The organism is Mycobacterium shottsii (assembly GCF_010728525.1).
GTDB classification, from domain to species: Bacteria; Actinomycetota; Actinomycetes; order Mycobacteriales; family Mycobacteriaceae; genus Mycobacterium; species Mycobacterium marinum.
Map to the genome: position 1 here is coordinate 4,759,116 of NZ_AP022572.1, position 23,093 is coordinate 4,782,208.

The 23,093-nt window shown below is 64.7% G+C and carries 18 protein-coding genes and 3 pseudogenes; 12 read left to right on the forward strand and 9 right to left on the reverse strand.

Going from position 1 to position 23,093, the window contains the following annotated elements; translation table 11 throughout:
* Positions 1-92 precede the first annotated feature (92 nt).
* Positions 93-1,394, reverse strand: a pseudogene (locus G6N41_RS21975) (AAA family ATPase); the annotation flags it as partial.
* Positions 1,395-1,404: 10 nt separating this feature from the next.
* Positions 1,405-2,276 (reverse strand): annotated as a pseudogene (locus G6N41_RS21980) (IS5 family transposase).
* 55 nt (positions 2,277-2,331) lie between these two features.
* Here G6N41_RS21980 and G6N41_RS21985 point away from each other — a divergent pair.
* Positions 2,332-3,405 (forward strand): adenylate/guanylate cyclase domain-containing protein, encoded by a 1,074-nt coding sequence (locus G6N41_RS21985; RefSeq protein ID WP_259594318.1) that lies wholly within the window; start codon positions 2,332-2,334, stop codon positions 3,403-3,405.
* Between the two features lie 45 nt (positions 3,406-3,450).
* Here G6N41_RS21985 and G6N41_RS21990 read toward each other — a convergent pair whose 3' ends face one another.
* The gene (locus tag G6N41_RS21990) at positions 3,451-4,308 is read right to left on the reverse strand and encodes a hypothetical protein (protein ID WP_198965648.1); all 858 of its coding nucleotides are present in this window, start codon (positions 4,306-4,308) and stop codon (positions 3,451-3,453) included.
* Positions 4,309-4,442: 134 nt separating this feature from the next.
* On the opposite strand from G6N41_RS21990, the gene G6N41_RS21995 reads away from it, so the two are divergent.
* Complete coding sequence (locus G6N41_RS21995; RefSeq protein WP_231608662.1) at positions 4,443-5,342, forward strand: helix-turn-helix domain-containing protein; 900 nt, start codon at positions 4,443-4,445, stop codon at positions 5,340-5,342.
* A gap of 166 nt (positions 5,343-5,508) precedes the next feature.
* Positions 5,509-6,015, forward strand: coding sequence for a hypothetical protein (locus G6N41_RS22000; RefSeq protein ID WP_198965649.1), 507 nt, complete (start codon positions 5,509-5,511; stop codon positions 6,013-6,015).
* Positions 6,016-6,051: 36 nt separating this feature from the next.
* Here the strand turns inward: G6N41_RS22000 and G6N41_RS22005 are convergent, their stop codons facing one another.
* The gene (locus G6N41_RS22005; RefSeq protein ID WP_198965650.1) at positions 6,052-6,870 is read right to left on the reverse strand and encodes an SDR family NAD(P)-dependent oxidoreductase; all 819 of its coding nucleotides are present in this window, start codon (positions 6,868-6,870) and stop codon (positions 6,052-6,054) included.
* 70 nt (positions 6,871-6,940) lie between these two features.
* On the opposite strand from G6N41_RS22005, the gene G6N41_RS22010 reads away from it, so the two are divergent.
* Genes G6N41_RS22010 through G6N41_RS22020 form a run of 3 tightly spaced genes read left to right on the forward strand, consistent with a single transcriptional unit; the run spans position 6,941 to position 9,938 of the window.
* Positions 6,941-7,717: a crotonase/enoyl-CoA hydratase family protein gene (locus tag G6N41_RS22010; protein ID WP_015356358.1), complete on the forward strand. Its 777-nt coding sequence runs from the start codon at positions 6,941-6,943 to the stop codon at positions 7,715-7,717.
* The gene (locus G6N41_RS22015; protein ID WP_198967971.1) at positions 7,717-8,913 is read left to right on the forward strand and encodes an acyl-CoA dehydrogenase family protein; all 1,197 of its coding nucleotides are present in this window, start codon (positions 7,717-7,719) and stop codon (positions 8,911-8,913) included. The genes G6N41_RS22010 and G6N41_RS22015 overlap by 1 nt, the downstream gene beginning before the upstream one ends.
* Complete coding sequence (locus tag G6N41_RS22020; RefSeq protein WP_198965651.1) at positions 8,910-9,938, forward strand: acyl-CoA dehydrogenase family protein; 1,029 nt, start codon at positions 8,910-8,912, stop codon at positions 9,936-9,938. The genes G6N41_RS22015 and G6N41_RS22020 overlap by 4 nt, the downstream gene beginning before the upstream one ends.
* A gap of 13 nt (positions 9,939-9,951) precedes the next feature.
* Here the strand turns inward: G6N41_RS22020 and G6N41_RS22025 are convergent, their stop codons facing one another.
* The 3 genes from G6N41_RS22025 to glgX form a co-directional block, all read right to left on the reverse strand.
* A complete protein-coding gene (locus G6N41_RS22025; RefSeq protein ID WP_198965652.1) occupies positions 9,952-10,767 on the reverse strand; it encodes an SDR family NAD(P)-dependent oxidoreductase in 816 nt (271 codons plus the stop codon).
* A gap of 50 nt (positions 10,768-10,817) precedes the next feature.
* The gene (locus G6N41_RS22030) at positions 10,818-11,591 is read right to left on the reverse strand and encodes an SDR family oxidoreductase (protein ID WP_231608663.1); all 774 of its coding nucleotides are present in this window, start codon (positions 11,589-11,591) and stop codon (positions 10,818-10,820) included.
* A gap of 186 nt (positions 11,592-11,777) precedes the next feature.
* Entirely contained in the window at positions 11,778-13,922 is a 2,145-nt protein-coding gene (gene glgX / locus G6N41_RS22035) for a glycogen debranching protein GlgX (RefSeq protein ID WP_198965653.1), read from the reverse strand.
* Positions 13,923-14,131: 209 nt separating this feature from the next.
* Here glgX and G6N41_RS22040 point away from each other — a divergent pair, with 209 nt between their 5' ends.
* The 5 genes from G6N41_RS22040 to G6N41_RS22060 all read left to right on the forward strand — a co-directional run bounded on the left by G6N41_RS22040 (position 14,132) and on the right by G6N41_RS22060 (position 17,403).
* Positions 14,132-15,352 carry an alkane 1-monooxygenase gene (locus tag G6N41_RS22040; protein ID WP_198965654.1) on the forward strand — a complete coding sequence of 407 codons (1,221 nt, stop codon included), beginning with the start codon at positions 14,132-14,134 and terminating at the stop codon, positions 15,350-15,352.
* The gene (locus tag G6N41_RS22045; protein WP_198965655.1) at positions 15,352-15,519 is read left to right on the forward strand and encodes a rubredoxin; all 168 of its coding nucleotides are present in this window, start codon (positions 15,352-15,354) and stop codon (positions 15,517-15,519) included. The genes G6N41_RS22040 and G6N41_RS22045 overlap by 1 nt, the downstream gene beginning before the upstream one ends.
* 1 nt (position 15,520) lies before the next feature.
* Entirely contained in the window at positions 15,521-15,706 is a 186-nt protein-coding gene (locus G6N41_RS22050) for a rubredoxin (protein ID WP_134429173.1), read from the forward strand.
* Positions 15,707-15,916: 210 nt separating this feature from the next.
* Entirely contained in the window at positions 15,917-16,315 is a 399-nt protein-coding gene (locus G6N41_RS22055) for a hypothetical protein (RefSeq protein ID WP_198965656.1), read from the forward strand.
* 116 nt (positions 16,316-16,431) lie between these two features.
* Entirely contained in the window at positions 16,432-17,403 is a 972-nt protein-coding gene (locus tag G6N41_RS22060; RefSeq protein WP_198965657.1) for an aldo/keto reductase, read from the forward strand.
* On the opposite strand, the gene htpG is transcribed toward G6N41_RS22060, so the two are convergent.
* Positions 17,404-19,350 (reverse strand): molecular chaperone HtpG, encoded by a 1,947-nt coding sequence (htpG, locus tag G6N41_RS22065; RefSeq protein ID WP_198965658.1) that lies wholly within the window; start codon positions 19,348-19,350, stop codon positions 17,404-17,406. It lies immediately after the preceding gene.
* A gap of 204 nt (positions 19,351-19,554) precedes the next feature.
* Between htpG and G6N41_RS22070 the strand changes: the two are divergent.
* Positions 19,555-22,177, forward strand: a pseudogene (locus G6N41_RS22070) (ATP-binding protein).
* A gap of 27 nt (positions 22,178-22,204) precedes the next feature.
* Here the strand turns inward: G6N41_RS22070 and G6N41_RS22075 are convergent.
* Complete coding sequence (locus G6N41_RS22075; protein WP_198965659.1) at positions 22,205-22,987, reverse strand: MBL fold metallo-hydrolase; 783 nt, start codon at positions 22,985-22,987, stop codon at positions 22,205-22,207.
* Positions 22,988-23,093 lie beyond the last annotated feature (106 nt).

Sequence of the window (23,093 nt, forward strand, 5' to 3'; positions counted from 1 at the left end):
TTGCGTCTGTGACGTCAACGCTAGAAACTTGCGCCGCAGGTTGGCCAGGGCCGTTGGTCCTTCACGGCAGGGACTTAGGCTCGCAGCCCCGCCTACTCGGGGTAGATCGCTCGGCACCAAGCGTCGTGGGCTTCGTTTAGGGAGAACTCAATTGGCCGGGAGGTATCCATCGGTAGGGCGGTATCCCAGCCGGCATGTTGAGCCGCCATGGTCGCGGCGATCTCCGCCGTTACCTCGGAATTGCCCGGCGCTCGGGTGCTGATTCGGTCAGCGGCCATATCGACCGGCAGGGTGCACAGCAGTTCCACCAAGGCCGCATGAGTTTGGCCGCCAAGTTGGTGAGCACGCGCGCGAGATTGCGGATCCCGCCAGGTCCCGTCCAGGATCACCGATCGCCCCTCTTGCAAACACCTGCGCGCCCGGCTCAGCACCAGATCGTAGACGACCGTGACGTTGTCGCGGGTGTACAGGCCTTCGTCCAGAACACCCGACTCGCCGTGAATGTCACCGCGGTCGCGCAGTTCCTTGCGTACATCGTCGGTTGAGATAACCTGTGCGCCAACCTGTTCGGCCAGAGCACGCGCCAACGTCGACTTTCCGGTACCTGGATTCCCGCCCACCAGCGCCAACCGAACTGCGCCGGTCTCCAGGTGCCGGGTGGCTAGCTCCAGGTGTCGGGCGGCATCCGCGGCGGCCTCTGGTTTGCCTTGCGACAGCCGGACACAGTCGGTCTTTGCGCGCACCACCGCGCGATAAGCGATGTAGAAGTCTCGTAGTGACGCCGGCGCCACATCCCCGGAGTGCGCGAGATAGCGACCCAGGAAGTACTCCCCCAGGTCCTTGCGCCCCAAGAACTCTAGGTCCATCGCCAGAAACGCGGCATCATCGACGCGATCGACATAACGAAGTCTGTCGTCGAACTCCAGGCAATCGAGCAGGGCGGGTCCGCCTTCGGCGCAGAAGATGTCATCGGCGAGCAGGTCCCCGTGACCGTCGACGATGCATCCCTGGGCAATGCGCTGGGCCAAGAGGGTCTCGCGGCCGGAGATGAATGCCGCGACCAGGTCTTCGATCCGCCCGATCGACTCGTCGGGGAACGACGTCCCCGCATAACGATGCAGTTCTGCCAGGTTGTCGCCGAAGCGTCGGCCAATCGCGGCCGGTTCTCCCGCGGTGTTGATTGTCGGACTGCGCTCAGCGCCCTCGTGAAAGCGGGCCAGCACTGTAGCGATGGTGTCCAACAACGCGCGCACCGATTCGTCGGATCCGCCGCTGCTGATCTGATACGCAAGCCGGTCACTGTCGTGGTAGCGACGCATTACGACCAGCGGTTCGGCAGGCCCCCCGGTCGGGTCGGTGCAGTGCGCGACGCCGAGGTAACTGGTGGGGGCTAGGTCCTGTCTGCTAATTGCGGACGCGGTGGTAGGTGATGATGGCGGCCAGGGTGACACCGCCGAGGTAGGTCAGGGCGTATTTGTCGTAGCAGGTGGCGACCGCGCGCCAGTGTTTGAGCCGGTTGAAGCTTCGCTCGACGGTGTTGCGGTGCTTGTAGATTCGGCCTGAGAACCCCGGAGGCCGTCCTCTGTTGCGGCCTTTGGCTTTGCGGCGGGTGATCTGGTCGCTGCGCTCGGGGATGGTATGGGCGATCTTGAGCCGGCGCAGCTGTGCCCGCGTCGAGTCATGGGAGTACGCCTTGTCCGCCAGCAGGCGAAACGGGGCGTATGAGTTGCTGCACCGGGCGGCCAGCAGTGGCCAAAGCATCGGATTATCACCGGCTTGACCGGCCGACAGTGCCAGGGTGACCGGACTGCACAGCTGGTCGGTCAAGGCGTGGATCTTGGTAGTCAGCCCGCCGCGGGAACGCCCAATGGCGTGGTCATCGGGCTCATCGAGATATTTCTTGTAATTCGACAGATCCCCCTGTGCGGCGCCCGGGGCGCTCCGGCTGCGTGTTGGTGGGCGCGCACACTGGTCGAATCGACCGACAACAGTGCGCCCAGGTCGGCGTCCTCGGCGTCGAGGTCAGAGGCGATCGCCACGAAGATCCGCGCGTAGATGCCATCGACCGACCAGCGTAGATGCCTCTCGGCCACCGATTGCCAGGGACCGAAGTGCTCGGGCAGGTCACACCACGGAGATCCCGTACGGTAACGCCAGATAATGCCCTCCAGAGTACGTCGATGATCGTTCCACGGCCGGCCACGCCGCCGCCCCGCAGGCAACACCGCCACGATCAGCGACCACAAATCATCAGAAATCGCATGCGCCCGCATCACCCAAACAGCATCAGCCAAAACACCATTCACATTAAGCAGACACGCCCTAGAAGATCTGCGTGCCATCGTCGATTCGGTGGGACTCGACCCAGCCGCACTCTGGGGTACCAGCGAGGGCGGCGCCGTGAGCATCTTGTTCGCCGCAACCTACCCGGACCGGGTGGGCTTGCTGAGCCTCTTCGGTACCGCCGCACGGTTTTCCCAAGATCTGCCGGACTTTCCCTGGGGATTCACCCCCACTGAGGTGCAGTCGCAGCTCTGCGCGATCGAAGATGACTGGGGCGGAGGGGCATTGGCGGAACTGTTCTACGGTCAAGCGGCCGAGGTGCCCGGAATGCGAGAGCTATTCGGCAGGCTGCAACGGTCGGTGTCAAGCCCTTCGATGGCGAAACTGTGGTGGCAGGCCTTCATGGCGACCGACGTCCGTGCCGTGCTGGGTTCGATCCGCGTTCCCACATTGGTCCTGGCGCGCCCCGGTGATCAACTCGTACCCCTGGAATCCTCGGCGGCACTGGCGGCGACAATTCCCAACGCTCAGTTTCGCCTCCTGCCGCCCGGTCCCCACACTCCGTTCGACATCATCGACGATCTGGCCCGGGAGGTGCTCGACTTCTTCACCGGGGAGTCGGGTGCGCCGGCCGACGAACGCGTGCTGAAGACCGTGCTGTTCACCGACATCGTGAGTTCCACCGAGAAGCTCAGCACCATGGGCGATACGGCATGGCGTCACCAGCTCAACGGCCATGACAGCGTGGTTGACAACCTACTGCTGCGCTACGGCGGCACCCGCGCCAAGCACACTGGCGACGGTGTTTTCGCGCTGTTTGATGCACCAACGAAGGCGGCTCGCTGCGCCCTGCAGCTGGTCCCGGCCCTTGCTGCCCTCAACATCGCGATCCGCGCCGGAATACATACGGGCGAGTGTGAGCGACGGGGCCAGGAGTGGAGCGGCATGGCGGTACACATCGGCGCCCGCATCGGCGCGCTGGCCGATGCCGGCGAAGTGTTCGCCAGCCGCACCGTGCGCGATCTGACCGCCGGCTCCGGCCTGACCTTCGAAAGCCTTGGCCCCCAGCAACTCAAGGGCCTCCCCGAACAGATCGAGATCTATCGGGTCAGTGCGGCCTGATACCGCTTCGACCGCGGCGCCGGCGGCACCCAGCTCAACGATCTCTCACCCGTCCCCGGCCGGCTGGCCAGTCCGGTTCAGGGATACCCGCGCGGGCCCCGTCGACCCGCTCAACCGGCGCCAATCCTCGTACAGGAGTTTGCATCCCAGCCACCCGAAGACGAGCGGGAAAACGAAGTACTGATATTGGGTCCACGCCAGCGCAAGCAGGGTATCGGCCACGCCGCCGGCCATGTTCTTGAAGCCCCCGAACACTTCGCTGAACGAGAAGATGAAGGTAGCCACCACCGGTTCTCCAGCTCCCAGGACTGGGATCAGGTACCGCATCGGCGAGCGTCTCTTGTTGAGCCGCCAAAACGCCAGCACGCCGGCGATGTTGACGAAGGCATAGATCTCCAGGGTGAAGAACGTCGGATTGTGATTGACCGTACGAAGGTCAACCGAACCAAATGAGGCCAGGTCCCACCAGTACATGTGCAGGACGTTCTCGCGCAGGCACGGGGTGTAGGCGACGATATCGCCCAGGGTGTGCAGGTCGTGGAAAACAAACGGCGAAAAGATCACCCAGGGGATCTCCCAGAGCAGGTTGGTTATCGCGTAGGAAACCATCGACAACACCAGGCACTCGTGAAACAGCGCCATCCGCGGCCGCTTGCGCGCCCCGGGGAGTAGCAGCGGGATGAACCAACCGTTGAGCCAGATGCTGATGCCGTAAAGAGACGTTTTGGTGCTGGTCGTGAAGTCCAGCACGCCCAGGTAGAACAGCGCCGCAAAGATCGCGGTTGCGCCCCAGAAGATCGCGGTCCACACCGCGAACGCCCGCCACGTCGAGGAGCTGACTCGGCGCTCTTCGCCGGCGCCGGGCAAAAAGCGGTCGGTGGTGGGACTGGCCAGTGCGGTCATCCGCATCGCCCGGCCCGTCTCGTCGACCCCGTCGTCTGTTCCCGGGCGACACCGGCGCGTCCCCATTTGCCGCATTTCATGCCCTCACCACCGACCCTTGCATCTGTCGAAATATCGACATACCGTTCGATATTGTGACGGACACCGTAGACCCAGCCTCAGTTTCCAGTCAAGGCTCGTCCCCGCCCACCGAGCGGGTCATCGCGGTGCTGGAACTGCTCGGCCATAATTCGGCCAAGCAGTTCTCGCTGGCCGAAATCTGCCGCAGCCTCGGCATCAGCCGCGCCACCGGTCACGCCATCCTGACCACGCTGGCCGCGCGGGAGTGGGTGATCAGGGATCCCGAAACGTTTCGCTACAGCTGGGGGCCGGCCATCGCCGGATTGGACACGCCGACCACCGCGCAGTTGCACCGAGGCGATCTGCAAGAGCTGGCCGCCGCCACCGGCACCCAAGTGATGCTGGCCCGCCGGGAAGACGCCACGCTGGTTGTCATCGACACCGTCGGCAAGTGCCCGCGCGGACCGCGGATCTCGCGGGGTATGCGCACACCGTTCGTGGCTCCGATCGGACGAGACTATGTCGCCTGGTGGAGCCCGGATGCCCAGCAAGACTGGCTGCGGGCATTCGGGGCGCCAAACCCCCGGTTTCTGCAGCGAATGACATTAGTACTCGACCAGATTCAACGGCGCGGCTTCGTCGTCGAACGGCTCACCCGGCAGTACGTTCGGGTCTACACGGCGTTGCGCGCGCTCAGCGCCGACGGCGAGGTCGATGAGATCACCACCCAATTGGCCCGCGCCTATGCCGACCTGGCCATCATCGACGTCTTGGATGAGGAGCTGACCAGCGGCGCCACCCACAGTGTCGCCACGATCTCGGCGCCGATCCGCGGGCCCGACGGTTCGGCCACCATGACCGTGATGGCCACGGTATTTGCCAACCTCGACGGCGCCGGCATTCGCAAGCTCGGCGAAAGACTGCGCCGCAGCGCACACGCCATCGAGCAACGCAGCGCGCGCTCTAGCGCGTGACCTGGCACGCACCGGACGACGTCGTCGGCCCGCTAATTCGCCGATGCCCAGATGACGCCCAGATTCTGTCGTCGCCAATTGGCTGTTTTGGCCGCCGGCCGGAGTTTGCAGGCGACATAATCTCCCGAAGAGTGGTCCGACGAGTCGCGGCGCGGAGAGGGCAGTCATGTCAAAGGCATTCCGGTTGCCGGTCATCTTCCTGGCCGGTTGGGCGGTCATCGCCGGATGCGCATCCGGGCGGCCCGCACCACCGGCAGCATCTGCTCCGAGTTCGTCGACATCGGCCGTCAACCCGGCCACCCCGATGACGACGCGCACCGGCGCGAGCCCAACCACCACCGCACCGTGCGTCGGACTGTCGATATGCCCGTCCCCACCACCGGACGCCGAGGGAAACCCGGCCTGCTTCTATTCCGACGGTTGGCAGCCCACTTCGTCCGGATCGGGTATCGAAGTGTGGTATTTCCATGAGCCGCAAGACATGTCGAAGTCCGGCAAGGTGACCGCGGTGGTGCGCAAGAAGGACGGCAGCAACGAGTCCCAAGACGCTATCATCGAAGCCGGCCAACAAGTGCATCGTTTCGAGTTTCCGACCGTCGACCAGTCCGCCGTCGACGAAGTGTTCCTCGACACCGGCAATAGCCGCTGCTTCGTCACCGGAGGAAGCAGTTGATCCGCGCAAACCGGGCCACCAGATCGGCGGCATCGGTCATGCGCGATCTCCTTTGGGAGGTGGCGGGGGCGAACCGATGAGCGCCTGCATGGCCCGGTGCGCGCGCAGGACGATCGCCGCCCGGTCCGCTCCGCTGCCGCGGTGCACGTGTGCGGCGTTGTCACCGGCGATGACAACCGGACCGTTGGCCAGGTTGTCCAGACCCTCACGGGCTACGTCGGCCGGATCGGAAACCAAGATTCCCGGCGCATCGAAGTTCAGCCCGGCCCGCTGCATCGCCGGCGTGCGGGTCACCCCCAGCACGAGTTCAAGCACATCCACCCCGGCTTCGCACAGCTCTAGCCAGAGGCTTTCGGCGAACAGCCGGCTGAACGCCTTGGAACCGGCGTATGCCGACTGCCGCATCGCTCCGTAGGTGGCCACCGTCGAACCGACCAGCACGATGCCGCCGCGGCGGCGCGCCCGCATCGGCCGCCCGAAGTGCTGCACGAGTTCGAGCATCCGCGTCACGTTGAGGTCGATCACCCGACCCAGTTCGGTTAGCTCGACATCGAGGAACTGTTCCCGGCAGGTGTTGGCGCCCGCGTTGTAGATCAACAAGCCGACCTCGAGGTCGGCCGTCTCGGAGCAGATCAGCGCAACCGCCTCGGGATCAACGAGATCCACGGCAATCGTGCGCACGTGCACGCCGGTCTCCCGGCAGCGTCGCGCCGTATCGGCCAGCGGCCCGGATGCGCGCGCGATCAGCACCAGATTCAGCCCGCCGCCAGCCAGCTGCCGGGCGAACTCGGCGCCTACCCCCTCCGAACCGCCGGCGATCACCGCCCACGGACCGTATTTGGTCATGTCGGTCATGGTTGAACAGCGTGGCACTGGCAGCGCCCGCCCGGTCCACGTGGGGGACCAACTCCTTACAGTTGCCCTCATGAACACCGCCTTGGACATCACCACCAACGGACCGATCCGGACCTGGACGATCAACCTGCCCGATGTGGGCAACGCGATCACCGGAAGGGACTTCATCGCGGCATTCGAGGCCGCGGTCGACGACGCGAACATCGACACCAGCGTCCGCGCGGTCATTCTCACCGGGGCCGGCAAGATATTTTCGGGGGGCGGCAACGTCAAGGAAATGGCCAACCGCGACGGGATGTTCGGCTTGGACGCGCTCGAACAGCGGCAGGCTTACACCGACGGAATCCAGCGCATTCCGCGCGCACTGGCCCGTCTCGAAGTCCCGCTCATCGGTGCGATCAACGGCGCGGCCATCGGCGCGGGCTGCGACCTGGCGATGATGTGTGACATCCGGATCGCATCGCAGCGAGCCTCGTTCGCGGAGAGCTTCGTCGCGCTCGGCATCATCCCCGGCGACGGCGGAACCTGGTTTCTGCAGCGTGCGATCGGCTACGAGCGCGCCGCGGAGATGACGCTGACCGGCGACCGCATCGATGCCGCAACGGCTCTCGAATGGGGCATGGTCAGCCGGGTGGTGCCCCACGATGATCTGCTGCCGCAGGCACAGGAGCTGGCCGAGCGGATCGTCAAGAACCCCGCGCACGCGTTGCGCATGGCCAAGCGGCTGCTGCAAGAGTCCCGGGTCGGCTCGCTCGAGTCGACGCTGGGGATGGCCGCCGCCATGCAACCACTTGCCCATCGCGACCCCGAACACCAACAACGCATTGCGAAGTGGCGGACGCGCTGATGGCGCTGCCCCGGTTGGTGCCACCCGCGGGGGCCCTCGATTCCCCCCGGGCCGATGTCCTGCGCGGCGAGGTCCGCGCATTTCTTGCCGAGCAGTCCGCCGCCGGCGGGTTCACCCCCTCGGTTGATGCCTGGCTGTCGGCGTGGGATGAGGACTTCACCGCAGCGCTCGCCGACCGCGGCTGGTTGGGCATGACCGTGCCCGTCGAGTACGGCGGACACGGGCGCACGTTCCTGGAACGATTCGTCGTCACCAAAGAACTGCTGGCCGCCGGTGCACCCGTGGCCGCCCATTGGATAGCCGACCGTCAAATCGTGCCGTCACTGCTCAAGTACGGGACCGAACTGCAGAAGTCGCACTTCCTGCCTCGGATTGTGCGCGGTGAGTGCTTTTTCGGCATCGGCATGAGCGAGCCCGATTCCGGTTCCGATCTGGCCAGCGTGCGGACCCGGGCGGTACGCGGCGAGGGCGGTTGGCTGTTGTCGGGCACAAAGGTATGGACCTCGGGGGCACACCGCGCCCACGCGTTCATCGTGCTCGCGCGCACCGCGCCGGCGGACCCCGACCACAGGCATGCCGGGCTAAGTCAATTCATCGTCGACCTACGCGGGCCGGGGGTCCAGACCCGGCCGATCATCTCCATGAATGGCGCCCACCACTTCAACGAGGTGATCCTCGACAACGCCCATGTACCCGACGAGATGGTGTTCGGGGCAATCGGCAACGGCTGGACGCAGGTGACATCGGAACTCAGCTTCCAGCGCAGCGGACCAGAGCGCTTCCTGTCCACCTTCGTATTGCTGGCTGCTACCGCCGAAAGCATGGCCGAGCAACGCTTTACCCGCGACCAGCAGCTCGGCCGGCTGGTGGCGCGCATCGCCGTCCTGCACCAGATGTACGCCGCGGTGGCTGGCGCACTCGAGCGCAACGATCCCGCCGACCTACCTGCGGCGGTGGTCAAGGTGCTGGGCACCAGCACCGAGGGCGACATCGCCGAACTCGCCGACCTGGCCGACTCGACCGACCTGGCCGACTCGACCGACCTGGCCGACTCGGGCGCCCCGCACCGCCCGCGCGATCCCGAGTTCGCCGCCCTGGTCACCGCGGCGCTGGACCAGCGGCCGGGCTTCACCCTGCGTGGCGGAACCAACGAAGTGCTGCGCGGTGTCATCGCGCGTGGGTTGGGACTGCGATGAGCGCCACCGTGCACACCGTCGACCCCGCCCTGGTGGACATGATGGAGGCGGTCTTCGCCCAGTACCGCACGTCGCATCCCCCCACCGAGGCAAGCCGGCGCGATCCGGCGCTGTGGCAGCGACTCGAGCAGCTTGGCCTGGCCCGTCTCACCGGTGCGGAAGACAGCGGCGGCAGCGGGGCCAGCTGGTATGAGGCGGCCGAGTTGCTAGCTGCGGCGGTACGCAACGCGGTGCGAATTCCGTTGACCGAACATGATCTGTTGGCTTGCTGGTTGCTCGATGCGCATGACATGGGCGCCGACGCCGCGGTAAGAACGGTGTGTCTACTCGACGCCGATGGGGTCGCTACCGAGGTTCCATGGGCCTCTCACGCCGACCGCATCGTGGTGATCAGGCAATCGGCTGGCGAATACCACCTTGCCGACGTCGATGCGCAGACACTCACTATCACTCACGGCGCCAACATGATCGGCGAACCGCGCAACACGGTCCGTGCCGACCATCTCGACCTTCGGGGTGTGCCCACCACCGGAGCCATGGTTTCAACGCTGAAGTTCAAATCGGCACTGGTGCGGGCGATCCAGGTCTGCGCGGCGCTCGACCAGATTCTGCATCTGTCGGTCGAGCACGTGAGCTCACGCGTCCAGTTCGGCCGTCCGCTGGCCAAGTTCCAGGCGGTACAGAATCTGATCGCCGACATCGCCGCCGAGACCGCGCTGGCCAGGGCGGCGACCGAGGCCGCACTCACCAAGGCCGTCGCCAGTCAATGGTCGGCGCAGAACTTGGACTTTCTTGTCGCGGTTGCCCGCTCGTGCGTGGGCCACGCCGTCTCGGTCGTGGTGCGCAACGCCCACCAGGTGCATGGCGCCATCGGCACCACCGAAGAGCACCGGCTGCACGAATTCACGCGCGCGGCATTGGCTTGGCGTTCGGAGTTCGGCTCGGTCCACTATTGGGACGAGCAGGTGACCAAGGCCGCACTGCACGCGGGCGGCTCCGGGTTGTGGGGTCTGATCACCGGGTAGCCGGGCCGGAGCGCTACCGCACCACAACGGTGCTCGGTGTTCGCGGTGCACCCAACATGTGCCGGTGCGACGGAGGGTGGCGTCCGCCCTCGTCGGTGATGCCGTAGCGCTCGGCAAGCTCGGCGCCGATCACGGTTTGTCCGCTCAGCTCGCCCAGAGCGGGATCCCGATACAGTGCATCGATCAAATAGCCGGTGAATTCCGGGGTTTCGGCGTGCTCAGCGGTCTTGGCGAGCGCGCGCTGACCATCTGGGTGTTGCCCGAATGCGCCACGCAGCTTCTCGGTCAGCAGGATGCCCATCCAGATCGACACCGTTGCGACGCCGGTGTCATGAAAGTCCACCGCCATGTCGGCGGCCATCTTGTCGATACCGGCCTTCTGCGCCCCGTACGCCGGGCCGTGCATGTAACACACCGACCCCGGTGACGAGGTGAAGGCGATCAGGCCGCGGCCGCCGGCCACCAGAAGCGTTGCGGCATAACAGGATACGACATAGGAGGACCGCAGACCGACATCCAGTACGTCGGCCATCGCAAGCGGCTTCTCCCAGAACGGCTTGGGATCGACCAAGTCATCGGAGATCGCCGCGGCATTGTTGACCAGCAGATCAAGGCGGCCCGATTCCTGCTGCACCCGCTCAAACAGCGCGGCGGTGGCCGTGTCATCGCAATGGTCGACCCGGACCGCGACTCCCCCGGGCGGCGCGTCGACGACGCTGCGGCTCGTCGCATACACCCGCCAGCCCCGCGCGGCCAGAGCCGCCGCGACACCACGCCCGGCCCCACGGCTCGCCCCGGTCACCACCGCAACCAACGCCGCGTCACTCATCACGGTCCCGAATCTTCACTGAATCATACACTGGAACAACATTTTTCAGTCTAGGACTGACCTGCATCCAGCACCCCGGCCGGAGCGGATGCGCCCCGGGCAATGCCGACCGGTATCGAGGTAGCCGCGTCGGTGCGCAGGATCGTGTGCACGATGTTGACCAAGTCCTCGACCGGCATCAACTTGCCTGGCATGCAGCCACGCGCCAGCCAAAGCGGATAGGCCTTCATGGCTAGCTCTCTATCCCAGCCGATGTTCATGCCGGTCTGGGCATCGCCCTCGCCGCCGGCGCACTCTCCGACGATGACGCAAGTGAACCCGATTTCCGGGTGTTCGGCCCGCCACGCCTCCACGAGTCGTTCCAGTGCCGCCTTGCTGACGCCGTAGGCACCCAGGCCAGGCCATGGAGGCGCGTGGCTGCCAGCGTCCGAGGAGAGATAGACCGCCTTGCCCGCGGCGGCCCTCAGGTGCGGCAACGCCGCCGCCGTCGCGAGCGACGCGCCTATGACGTTGGTGTCAAAGACCCGCCGCCAGGTGTCGGCGTCGGTTTCGGCCAGCCGAACGAGGGGGCTGATGGCGGGGGCGTAGACGAGGTTGTCGATCCCCAGCGCGTCGGCCGCCGCGGCAAGCGCCGATCGGCACGACGCTTCATCGGTAACGTCGCATTCGACGGCGACGGTCCCCGGCCCCGCTTCCTTGGCGGCGGCCTCCGTTCGCTCGTGCCGCCGGGCCAGAAGTGCGACATGATCGCCACGCCGCGCAAGTCCAACACCAATGCAGCGCCCCAGCCCGCTCGAGGCTCCGATCACCACAGTCTTTGACATAACCCGCCTTCACCAGCCGATGTCACTCCCCCGGCGCCATGGCCTGGAAGGATGCCGGCGCGATTCCCTTCGATCCACGGCGCGCAAGGTCGCATCGACGCTGCGCGAAGAGCCCCGCGCAAGCCACAGCGTATCGGCCGTACCCGGACCGCGTAAGGCGTTCGGTGGCCCGAAGATCGCCGACGTCTACTCGGTGACCGCTTGCAGCACCACGCTGCTGCGCGCGTCAACGACGATCGTGGCCGCCGCCGGCAGAGCCCCGGCCGAAGTCGCTGTTGCGGCAGCGGTAGCGACCACAACCCGCCAACCGCTGCCGAACTCCACCGGCGGGAGGGTGAAGTCGATGGGCTCGAAGTGAGCGTTGAAACACAGGATGAACGAGTCATCGAGGACTCGGTGGCCACGCATGTCCCGGTCGGCGATGCCCTGACCATTGAGGAAAACGGCGATCGACTTGGCGAAACCGACCCCCCAGTCCTCGTCAGCCATCTCTGATCCATCGGCGGCGAACCAAGCGATGTCGGGCAGCCCCGCTTCGCCACGGCGACCGACCGGCTTTCCGTTGAAGAAGCGCCGCCTACGGAATACCGGGTGGTTGGCACGTAGTGCGGACACCGCATGGGTGAACTCCAGCAGGCCGGTATCGACGTCGGACCAGTCGATCCAGGTGAGCACGCTGTCCTGGCAGTATCCGTTGTTGTTCCCGTATTGGGTACGCCCGAGCTCGTCACCGTGCGAAATCATCGGGACACCCTGCGACAGCATCAGAGTAGCGATGAGGTTGCGCTGCTGACGGGCCCGCAGCGCATTGATCGCGGGGTCATCGGTGGGCCCTTCCACACCGCAGTTCCACGAGCGGTTATGGCCCTCGCCGTCGTCGTTGTCCTCCCCGTTGGCCTCGTTGTGTTTGTCGTTGTAGGACACCAGGTCACGCAGTGTGAACCCGTCATCTGCGGTGACGAAGTTGATCGAAGCAACCGGCCTTCGCCCGGTGTGCTCGTAGAGGTCGGCCGATCCGGACAATCGGTAGGCGAACTCATCGAGCGTGGCCGGCTCACAGCGCCAGAAGTCCCGAACGGTGTCGCGGTACTTGCCGTTCCACTCCGTCCACTGCGGCGGAAAGTTGCCCACCTGATAGCCGCCGGGGCCCACATCCCACGGCTCGGCGATGAGCTTGACCTGGCTGACGGTTGGATCCTGTTGCACGAGTTCGAAAAACGTCGCCAACCGATCGACCTCATAGAACTCGCGCGCCAGGGTAGCCGCCAGATCGAACCGGAAGCCATCAACATGCATCTCGTTGACCCAGTAGCGCAACGAATCCATGATCAGCTGCAGCGAGTGCGGATGGCTGACATTGAAGCTGTTGCCGGTTCCGGTGTGATCCACGTAGTAACGCATGTCATCATCGACCAGCCGGTAGTAGGCGGCGTTGTCGATACCACGCATAGAGAGCGTGGGCCCCAGATGGTTGCCCTGGGCGGTGTGGTTGTAGACGACATCGAGGATCACCTCGATGTTCGCCTCGTGCAGGGCGCGCACCATCGCCTTGAACTCCTGAACCTGGCCCCCTGGCAGCATGGCGCTGGAATATTTCGGGTCGGGCGCAAAGAACGAGATCGATTTGTAGCCCCAGTAATTCGAGAGATTCTTGTCGGCCAACGTCGAGTCGTTGGCGAAATGGTGTACCGACATCAGCTCGATCGCGGTGACTCCGATGCTTTTGAGGTGGTCGATGATTGCCGGGTGCGCCACCGCGGCATAGGTGCCACGTAGCTGTTCGGGTATGTCCGGATGGGTCTGTGTCAGACCTTTCACGTGTGCTTCGTAGATGACCGTGTCGGCGTAGTGGTGGTCGGGGGGCCGATCGTTTGCCCAGTCGAAATAGGGATTGATCACCACCGCTTTGGGCATGCTGGCCGCGGAGTCCTCGTCATTGCGGCTCTCGGGGTCACCGAAGGTATAGCCGAACAGCGACTGGTTCCAGGCGAATGTGCCTTCGATCGCCTTCGAATAAGGTTCCAGCAGCAGCTTGTTCGGATTGCACCGGTGCCCGGCGCGGGGATCGTGGGGACCGTGGATGCGGTATCCGTAGCGCTGGCCGGGGTCGATGGCCGGCACATACGCGTGCCAGACGAACCCGTCAACCTCAGGCAGTTCGACCCGGCTTTCCGTGTCGTCCGCATCGAACAGACACAGCTCGATCCGCTCAGCGACTTCGCTGAAGATCGCGAAATTCATACCCATACCGTCATACGTTGCGCCCAGCGGATAGGCCCGGCCCGGCCAGACCTCACCGGTGGGTGTGGGAGCAACGGCGGTGCCAGCCATGGCGGACTTGATACCCGATCGGTGTCGCGGTCAAACGGCGCGACGGCCCGGTGGGCACCGGACGATCAGGCAGTTTGAACAAATATAGAAATTTATCTATTGATTGCACAACTCCTCTGATATGTGCAAAACATGCCAGCGGTCGCCCCTCCGGTGCGCTGGCCGCACTACCTGGATCAGGGCAGTGACCACACTGAGAAAGGATCGTCATGACGTCCGTGGCGCAACCAAAGTCGGAAAATCCGGTCCAGCAATGGCGAGACCGGAAGCGATACCTGTGGCTGGTGGGATTGGTGCTGCCGACGGCTTTGCCGGCAAGCCTCGCGCAGGCATGGGTGTTCGGCAAGCTCGGCTGGACCGCCGTCACTCCGGTGTTGTGGTGGATCGGACCGTTCCTGCTCTACCTGCTGCTACCGGCCCTGGATGTGTTCTTCGGCCCAGACGGCGAGAACCCTCCTGACGAAGTGATGGAGCGCCTGGAGAACGACAAGTACTACCGCTACTGCACCTACGCCTTCATTCCGCTGCAGATGGTCAGCCTCGTCTTGGCCTGCTACCTGTGGTCGGCCGACAACTTGAGCTGGCTGGGACTGGGCGCAGGACTGGGCCTGATCTCCAAGATCGGTCTCACCATGACCATCGGAGTCGTCGGCGGGGTGGGCATCAACACCGCCCACGAATTGGGACACAAACGCGAGAACCTGGAGCGGTGGCTGTCCAAGATCACCCTCGCCCAGACCCTGTATGGCCACTTCTACATCGAGCACAACCGCGGCCACCACGTCCGCGTCTCCACCCCGGAGGACCCGGCCAGCGCACGGTTCGGTGAAAGCTTCTGGATGTTCCTTCCGCGCAGTATGTTCGGCTCGCTCAAGTCCGCATGGGAGCTGGAAAAGACCCGCATGCAACGCATCAACAAGCCCACCCTGAGCATGCGCAACGATGTGCTCAACGCCTGGATCATGTCGGTGGTTCTGTTCGGCGCGCTGACCGCCGTGTTCGGCTGGCAGGTGCTGCCATTCCTGATCATTCAGGGACTGTTCGGCGCATCACTGTTGGAGTCGGTCAACTACCTCGAACACTATGGGCTGCTACGGCAGCGCACCGCTTCGGGGCGCTACGAACGCTGCGCACCCGTGCACAGCTGGAACTCCGACCACATCGTCACCAACATCTTCCTGTACCACCTGCAGCGGCACAGCGACCACCACGCTAATCCCCTACGCCGCTACCAGACGCTGCGCAGCATGGACGGCGCCCCCAACCTGCCCAGCGGCTATGCCACGTTGATCACGCTGACCTACTTCCCGCCGCTGTGGCGGAAGCTGATGGACCACCGCGTCATTGAGCACTACGACGGCGACATCACCAAGGTCAACATCGATCCGCGCAAGCGCGACAAGATCCTCGCCACCTACGGTGTCCGGTGATGGCCGCTTACCACTGCCCGGTGTGCGACTACGTCTCCGATGAAGCTGTCGGTGCCCCGCGCGAGGGGTATCCGGCGGGCACCAGCTGGGCCGATGTCGATGAAACTTGGAACTGCCCAGACTGCGGCGTCCGGGAGAAGATCGACTTCCAGCTACAGGAGGCCTGACATGTCAACCGATTTCAAGCTGTATCGCTACGTGCAGTGCGGGTTTGAGTATGACGAGGCACAAGGTTGGCCCGAAGACGGCATAGCCCCGGGAACACGTTGGGACGACATTCCCGACGACTGGAGCTGCCCGGACTGCGGCGCCGCAAAGTCGGACTTCGAGATGATCGAAGTCAGCCGGACCTAGCAACATCAGCCCACCGGATATGGCCATGCGGACATGTATGGCCATATCCCCAAATAGCAACCTTCAGTAGCCATTTCGGTTGTCACAACCGGCCCGCGAGGACCTACCGGAGTTAATTCGGGCGGGACCGTCGTCGTCGACATTCTCGCAAATGCACGGGCGGCGCCTACCCAAAACAACATTGTGGACCGAAAGTCGAAGGCACTATCAATGCGCACTAATCTCAGCTACATGGTCGACCCCGAGCATCGAACCCGCAATCCGTATCGCAGCACCGCTGCGAATCTGATGTATAACGGGGTTCTCGACCGCGTCGCCAACGACCCCCTGGCCCAGGTGCTGCGAACTGAAGACGCACCCAACGACATTCTGCGTTTGATCACCGTCGAGAGTCAGTTCCTGGTCGATCATGCCACCGAACAGCTGTCCCAGACCTTCCAGCACAGCTGGGTAAACGCCAACGAATACGACGCGGCGGTGATGGGCCAGGCGGTGGTACGGGCTGCCCTGAGCTACCTCGCCCTGCCCCCGAGTGATGCCGATGAGGCCGCCAAAGGGATGGCGCACCTGCTCGCGCCCTACATCGACTCGGTCAACAGGGCGCGCTGAAGGCACTCGCCGGCGCCGCGAGCGTGCGTGTCTGCGCGAAGACACGCCGTGCTGACCGGCATTCTGTGCACCCTCACCGCCCAGACGCAGGGAAGCCGCTCAGTACCGTGTGAACCATGAAACACCTCGAGGTCGACGGAATCGGAAATGTCAGCCGGATCGGACTGGGCACCTGGCAGTTCGGCTCACGCGAGTGGGGTTATGGGGACCGGTATGCGTCCGGCGCCGCCCGCGACATCGTCGCGCGCGCTCGTGCGCTGGGAGTCACCCTGTTCGACACCGCCGAGGTCTACGGACTGGGCAAGAGTGAGCGGATTCTCGGCGGGGCACTCGGCGACGAGCGCGCCGACGTGGTCGTGGCCAGCAAGATCATGCCCGTGGCGCCGTTTCCGGCGGTGGTCAAGCGGCGCGAACGGGCCAGTGCCCGCAGGTTGCAGCTGGACCGCATCCCGCTGTATCAGATCCACCAGCCCAACCCGGTGGTCCCCGATTCGGTGATCATGCCGGGCATGCGCGAGCTGCTCGACACCGGCAGGATCGGAGCGGCCGGCGTCTCCAACTACTCGTTGGCGCGCTGGAAGAAGGCGGACGCCGCACTCGGGCGCCCCGTTGTCAGCAACCAGGTGCATTTCTCGCTGGCGCATCCCGGTCCGCTCGATGACCTGGTTCCCTTCGCCGAATGGGAGAACCGCATCATCATCGCCTACAGCCCACTGGCGCAGGGGCTGCTCGGCGGCAAATACGGTGTGGACAACCGGCCGGCCGGTGTTCGGGCCGTCAACCCGCTGTTCGGTACGGAGAACCTGCGCCGGATCGAGCCGCTGCTGCAGACGCTTCGCGCCGTCGCCACTGACGTCGACGCAAAGCCCGCCCAGGTGGCGCTGGCATGGTTGATCAGCCTGCCCGGCGTGGTCGCCATCCCGGGAGCGTCCAGCGTGGAGCAACTCGAGTTCAATGTTGCCGCAGCCGACATCGAACTCAGCGCGGACGCGCGTGCCGCACTAACCCAGGCGGCCAGGGCTTTTCACCCCGTGTCGGCCCGGCGATTCCTCACCGACACGGTCCGCGAGAAGCTGGGCCGGCGTTAGTTACAGCGTTCGCGTCAGACGATCCGCCAACAGCTCGGCGAACCGGGCCGGATCGTCTGGCGCACCGCCTTCGGCAAGAAGCGCCGTGCCGTAGAGCAGCTCCGCGGTTTCGCTGACCGCCGCCTTCTTGGCATCGTCGTCAGCGCTCGCCTGCGCCTGGCGCAGACCGATCACCAGCGGATGGGTGGGGTTGAGTTCCAGCGTTCGCTTGCCGACCGGAACGTCTTGCCCGGTGGCCCGGTAGATGCGGGCAAGCGCGGGAGTGATGCCGAACGTGTCGGTGATCAGGCAAGCCGGCGAGTCGGTCAGGCGGGTGGACAACCGCACTTCCTTGACCTGTTCGCCCAACGTCTCCTTGAGCCAGCCCAGCAGGTCGGCGAACTCCTTCTGCTGCTCTTCGCGCTCGGCCTCGCTCCCTTCGCCGTCGGAGTCCAGGTCTACCTCGCCCTTGGCGACCGACTGCAGCGGCTTTCCATCGAACTCGTTGACCACTCCCACCCATACTTCGTCGACCGGGTCGGTGAGCAGCAGCACCTCATAGCCCTTGGCCCGGAAGGCCTCCAGGTGCGGCGACTTGAGGATCTGTTGTCGCGAATCCCCGGTCGCGAAGAAGATCTGCGTCTGGCCTTCCTTCATGCGCTCCACGTAGCCGGCCAGGGTGATGGGTTCCTCTTCGCTGTGGGTCGAGGCGAAGGAGGAGATCTCCAACAGCGTCTCGCGGTTGTCGAAGTCGGCCAGCAGCCCTTCCTTGACGACCTTGCCGAACTGGGTCCAGAAGGTGCGGTAGTCCTCGGGCCGCTCGGACTGCAGATCCTTGATGGTGGACAGGACCTTCTTGGTCAGCCGTCGGCGAATCGCCTTGATCTGGCGATCCTGCTGCAGGATTTCGCGAGACACGTTCAGTGACATGTCCTGTGCGTCGACGACACCCTTGACAAAGCGCAGGTACTCGGGCATCAGCTGGTCGCAGTCGCCCATGATGAATACCCGCTTGACATACAGCTGAATACCGAAGACCGCATCCCGATTGAACAGGTCATGCTGGGCGTGCGAGGGAATGAAGAGCAGCGCCTGGTACTCGAAGGTACCTTCGGCCTTCATGGCGATGACCTCCATCGGGTCATCCCAGGCATGCGCGATGTGCTTGTAGAACTCGTTGTACTCGTCGGCGGAGACCTCGTCCTTGGGCCTGGCCCACAACGCCTTCATCGAGTTGAGCGTCTCGGTTTCGAGGACCACGGTCTCCTCGCCGGGCTCCTCCCCCTCTTCGTGAGGGGCCGGGACCTGCTTCTCCACCTCCATGCGGATCGGCCAGGCGATGAAGTCCGAGTACTTCTTGATCAGATGCCGCAGCTTCCAATCCGCCGTGTAGTCGTACAGCTCGTCCTCGGCATCTTCGGGCTTGAGGTGCAAAGTGACCGAGGTTCCCTGCGGTGCACCCTCGACGGATTCGATCGTGTAGGTGCCCTCTCCGCTGGACTCCCACTTGGTGGCCTCGCTCTCACCGGCCTTGCGGGTGAGCAGTTCGACCTTGTCGGCCACCATGAACGATGAGTAGAACCCGATGCCGAATTGGCCGATCAGCTCCTCGGAGGCTGCGTCGTTCTTGGCCTCCCGCAGCTGCGCGCGCAGCTCGGCGGTGCCCGACTTGGCCAGGGTGCCGATCAGGTCCACGACCTCCGCCCGGGTCATTCCGATGCCGTTGTCGCGCACGGTCAGTGTCCGCGCGCCCTTGTCGGCCTCGATCTCGATGTGCAGGTCCGAGGTGTCGACTTCGAGGTCTTTGTTCCGGAAGGCCTCGATTCGCAGCTTGTCCAGCGCATCGGAGGCGTTGGAGATCAGCTCCCGCAGAAATGACTCCTTGTTGGAGTAGACCGAGTGGATCATCAGATCCAGCAGCTGCCGGGCCTCCGCCTGAAACTCCAGCTGCTCGACACGCGCGTTCATGAGATTCCTTCCGACGACATGGCGTCTCGAATTTAGCGAGATGGGTGAAAACACACGTCACCGGGGTCACCGAGCTAGGCCGCTGAGGTCGGTGCAGCCCCTGCGCCCAGCCGAACGCTTTGCGGCAATGTTCGAGGTAGAACCGCCTTCGGTGTGGCATTCTGCGTTAGTGGCCGCTGATCTGGGGGTCCACCTTCGGGGATCGTGACGTTCCTGTTCACCGACGTCGAGGGCTCCACCCGCCGGTGGGAGTCCGACCCCGATCGGATGCGGGCCGCCCTCGCGGCCCATGATGCGGTGCTCAAACGGACGATCCAGACGCACCGGGGCTGGTTGTTCAAGCACACGGGCGACAGCGTCTGCGCCGCGTTCGCGTCGCCGAGATCCGCCGTCGATGCGCAGCGAGCACTCGAGTTGCCGGTGCGGATGGGGCTGGCGACCGGCGAAGCCGAGCCGCATGACGCGGACTACTTCGGTGCGGTGCTTAATCGCGCCGCGCGGGTGATGGCGACCGGCCACGGTGGCCAGATCCTGCTGACCGACTCGACAGCAAATCTGATCAGCGGAGTGGACTTCATAGATCTCGGGTCACGCCGGTTGCGGGATCTGCCTGCCCCCGTGCGGGTGTTCCAGGTTCGGGCACCGGGCCTGCGCACCGATTTCCCCGCCTTGCGGGCACCGGATACAAGTCCTGGCAACCTGCGGCCCGCGCTGACCAGCTTCGTCGCTCGTGAGGCGGAGATCGGCCAGGTACAGACGGCGTTGCAGGTCCATCGGTTGGTGACGTTGACCGGGGTCGGTGGTGTCGGCAAGACCCGGCTGGCGCTGGAGGTCGCAACACGTGTTGCTGATGAATTCCCGGATGGCGTTTGGCTTTTCGAACTGGCCACCCGTTTCCGATCCGGCCGCGGTGCCCGACGCGGTGGCCGCCGTGCTGGGGATTACCCAGCAAGCCGGAAAGACCGTAACCCAGAGCGTGGCCACGGCTCTGGAAGGACGGGTCCCGCTCTTGGTGTTCGACAATTGCGAGCACGTGCGTGACGCGGCCGCCGACCTGATCGAAGCCATCCTCGCCGGTTCGACGACCGTGCGGATCCTGGCGACCAGTCGCGAGCGGCTGGAGGTGCCTGACGAGCAGCTGTGGTCGGTGCCGTCGCTGGATGTCGGTGGCAGCGTGGTGTCCGCTGCCGGCACCCTCTTCGTCGAACGCGCCCAAAGTGTTGCCCCCGGCTTTGCACCGACCGACGCCCAGGATGCGGCCGCGATCGCCGAAATCTGCCGGCGTCTTGACGGAATCCCGCTGGCCATCGAGCTGGCCGCCTCCCGCATGGCGTCGATGACCCCGATCGAGGTGCGTGATCGGCTCGATCACCGCTTCCGCTTGCTGGTCGGATCTCGGCGCGGCCTGGGGCGTCACCAAACGCTGCGTCACGCCGTTGCGTGGTCTTACGACCATCTCAGCGACGCGGAAAAGGCCCTGCTAGAGCGTTGTTCGGTGTTCGCCGGTGGTTTCGATCTGCAAAGTGCTTGCGCGGTAGCTGCATCCGCCGATACTCACGACGACTACGAGGTGCTGGACTTGCTGGATGCCTTGGTGGGCAAGTCCCTGCTCATCGTCGACCGGCTTTCGGGGCGATCACAGTTTTCGATGCTGGAGACCATCCGCGAGTTCGCCGAGGAGCAACTGGTCACCCGCGGGCAGGCACTGGCCGGTCGAACGGCGCATTCCCGCCACTTCGCCCAGCGGTTGCCCGACGTGGCGGCGGTGTGGGACAGCCCCCTACAAGCTGAGGCCTACACGTGGCTCACCGCCGAACTCGCCAATCTGCGCCTGGCCTTTCGCTGGACCGCCGACAACAATGACCTCGACGATGCCGCGAGCATCGCCACCTGGGTGGGATTTCTCGGCTTTTTTGTGAACAGATTTGAGCCGCTGACATGGGTCGAGGAAGCGATCGAACGAGCGGTCGATCATCCCAAGCTCGCGTTCCTGCACGTGCTGGCTTCACAGTGCTATATGACGGGACGCGTCCAAGAAGCCATCCGCTACGCCGATGAGGCCGCCCGGTTGCTGGCCACCGACCGCTACGAGGTGCCGTTCGGCATCGAGGGGTGGCCCTCCGGTGCGTATACCAGCAGCGGGCACCCTGAACAGTCGGTCGAGTTGTGCCGCACCCAACTCGCACTCGGTCGCGACACGCACACACTCACCCTGGGATGTCTGGTGCTGGCCTTGACGATCAAGGGGCCATGCAACGAAGCCGAGCAGCTGGCCGACGCGCTGATCGAGTCCGCCGAAGCCACCCGCAACCCCGCGGCGCTCTGTTACGCCCTACTTGCCTATGGATTCACCTTCCGCGACACCAACCCCGCCAGCGCCCTCGCCGCCATGCGCCGTGGTCTGCGGATCGCCCAGGACACCGGTAACCGCAACAGCGAGACGCACCTAGCCGCCGTATTGTGCCGCTTCGAGGCCAAATATGGTGATCCATTGTCCGCACTCGACTACTTCACATTGGCGATTCATAATCACCACGAGGCCGGAAACACCACCCTGATCAGCACACCGCTGGCCGTACTGGCAGTGTTCTTCGATCGGCTGGGCCGCTACGAGGCGGCTGCCACCATAGCCGGTTTCGCATTTCACCCCATTACCGAGGCGTCGTTCCCGGAACTCAGAACAACCATCTCGCACCTGCGCGATGCACTTGGAGACCACGCCTATGAATCGTTCTCCCAGAGCGGTGCCGCCATGACCACCGCCGCCATGGCCACCTATGCGTATCACCAAATCGACCAAGCCAGAACGGAACTCCAAGCACGGTGAGTGGGGCGCCCAGGCAAAGAAGGTCGGCTATGACATGTCTTTGGCGAGTGCATAGAGGCTGGGATCATGAGCGCAGATGATCAGCAGCTCCGGATCTTGGCGGCGCTGCAGCTCGGCTAGACGCGCCTGGTTGTCCCGCAGTTGCCTGCGGTCAAAGGAGAACAGCTCTTCCTGGCTTCGCAGAACGAACGGCACTTTGGACTGTCCGTCCAATGTTCCGACGTGATAGAAGGCGTCGCCGCAGTGCAGGATCCAACGGTCGCCAGCGTCGACGGCGACCGCGGCATGGCCACGGGTGTGACCGGGCATCGGCTCCAGGACCACACCGTAAGCAATGGCGTCAAGGGGTTTGGCCGCGGCGAAGCCACGCCAGGATTCGCCGTTGTGACCATGCTCCACCAGCTTGGGGCCGTGCGCCCACTGCACGCTTCGATACCGCACGCGCTCACGAAACGATGGGGCGTGGATGGCGCCGCGGGCCTCGGCGGCGGTGACGTGGACATGAGAGCCCGGGGAGTCGGCCAGCCCACCGATGTGGTCGACGTCGAAGTGGGTCAGCACGATATGGCGAACGTCGGACGGCCGGTAGCCAAGACGCTCGATCTGGTGCACCGCAGTTTCGTTCTGCAGCAAGGCAGGCCGAAGGAAGTGACGAAACTCGCCTAGCCGGCGCGGATCAAGACAGTCTTGTACCCCAAAGCCGGTGTCGACCAGGACCAGCCCGTTGCCGGCCTCGACGAGCAGGACGTGGCACAACAGTGCTGCGCCGGGCGAATTCATGGTGCCGCAGTTGAGGTGGTGGACCTTCACCGGCGGGCTCCTTCCGATTCCGGCATGACACCGATGCAGCTACAAGAACTCAGCCTAGTTAATAAGGGCCGGACCGGGGCCGGCACGCCAACACGGCGGACCGTTT

Excerpts from the sequence above, each read along its gene's own strand:
- G6N41_RS21990 (WP_198965648.1), bottom strand. The coding sequence starts at position 4,308 with ATGACCGCACTGGCCAGTCCCACCACCGACCGCTTTTTGCCCGGCGCC.
- G6N41_RS22000 (WP_198965649.1), top strand. The coding sequence starts at position 5,509 with ATGTCAAAGGCATTCCGGTTGCCGGTCATCTTCCTGGCCGGTTGGGCG.
- G6N41_RS22005 (WP_198965650.1), bottom strand. The coding sequence starts at position 6,870 with ATGACCGACATGACCAAATACGGTCCGTGGGCGGTGATCGCCGGCGGT.
- G6N41_RS22010 (WP_015356358.1), top strand. The coding sequence starts at position 6,941 with ATGAACACCGCCTTGGACATCACCACCAACGGACCGATCCGGACCTGG.
- G6N41_RS22015 (WP_198967971.1), top strand. The coding sequence starts at position 7,717 with ATGGCGCTGCCCCGGTTGGTGCCACCCGCGGGGGCCCTCGATTCCCCC.
- G6N41_RS22020 (WP_198965651.1), top strand. The coding sequence starts at position 8,910 with ATGAGCGCCACCGTGCACACCGTCGACCCCGCCCTGGTGGACATGATG.
- G6N41_RS22025 (WP_198965652.1), bottom strand. The coding sequence starts at position 10,767 with ATGAGTGACGCGGCGTTGGTTGCGGTGGTGACCGGGGCGAGCCGTGGG.
- G6N41_RS22030 (WP_231608663.1), bottom strand. The coding sequence starts at position 11,591 with ATGTCAAAGACTGTGGTGATCGGAGCCTCGAGCGGGCTGGGGCGCTGC.
- glgX (WP_198965653.1), bottom strand. The coding sequence starts at position 13,922 with ATGGCTGGCACCGCCGTTGCTCCCACACCCACCGGTGAGGTCTGGCCG.
- G6N41_RS22040 (WP_198965654.1), top strand. The coding sequence starts at position 14,132 with ATGACGTCCGTGGCGCAACCAAAGTCGGAAAATCCGGTCCAGCAATGG.
- G6N41_RS22045 (WP_198965655.1), top strand. The coding sequence starts at position 15,352 with ATGGCCGCTTACCACTGCCCGGTGTGCGACTACGTCTCCGATGAAGCT.
- G6N41_RS22050 (WP_134429173.1), top strand. The coding sequence starts at position 15,521 with ATGTCAACCGATTTCAAGCTGTATCGCTACGTGCAGTGCGGGTTTGAG.
- G6N41_RS22055 (WP_198965656.1), top strand. The coding sequence starts at position 15,917 with ATGCGCACTAATCTCAGCTACATGGTCGACCCCGAGCATCGAACCCGC.
- G6N41_RS22060 (WP_198965657.1), top strand. The coding sequence starts at position 16,432 with ATGAAACACCTCGAGGTCGACGGAATCGGAAATGTCAGCCGGATCGGA.
- htpG (WP_198965658.1), bottom strand. The coding sequence starts at position 19,350 with ATGAACGCGCGTGTCGAGCAGCTGGAGTTTCAGGCGGAGGCCCGGCAG.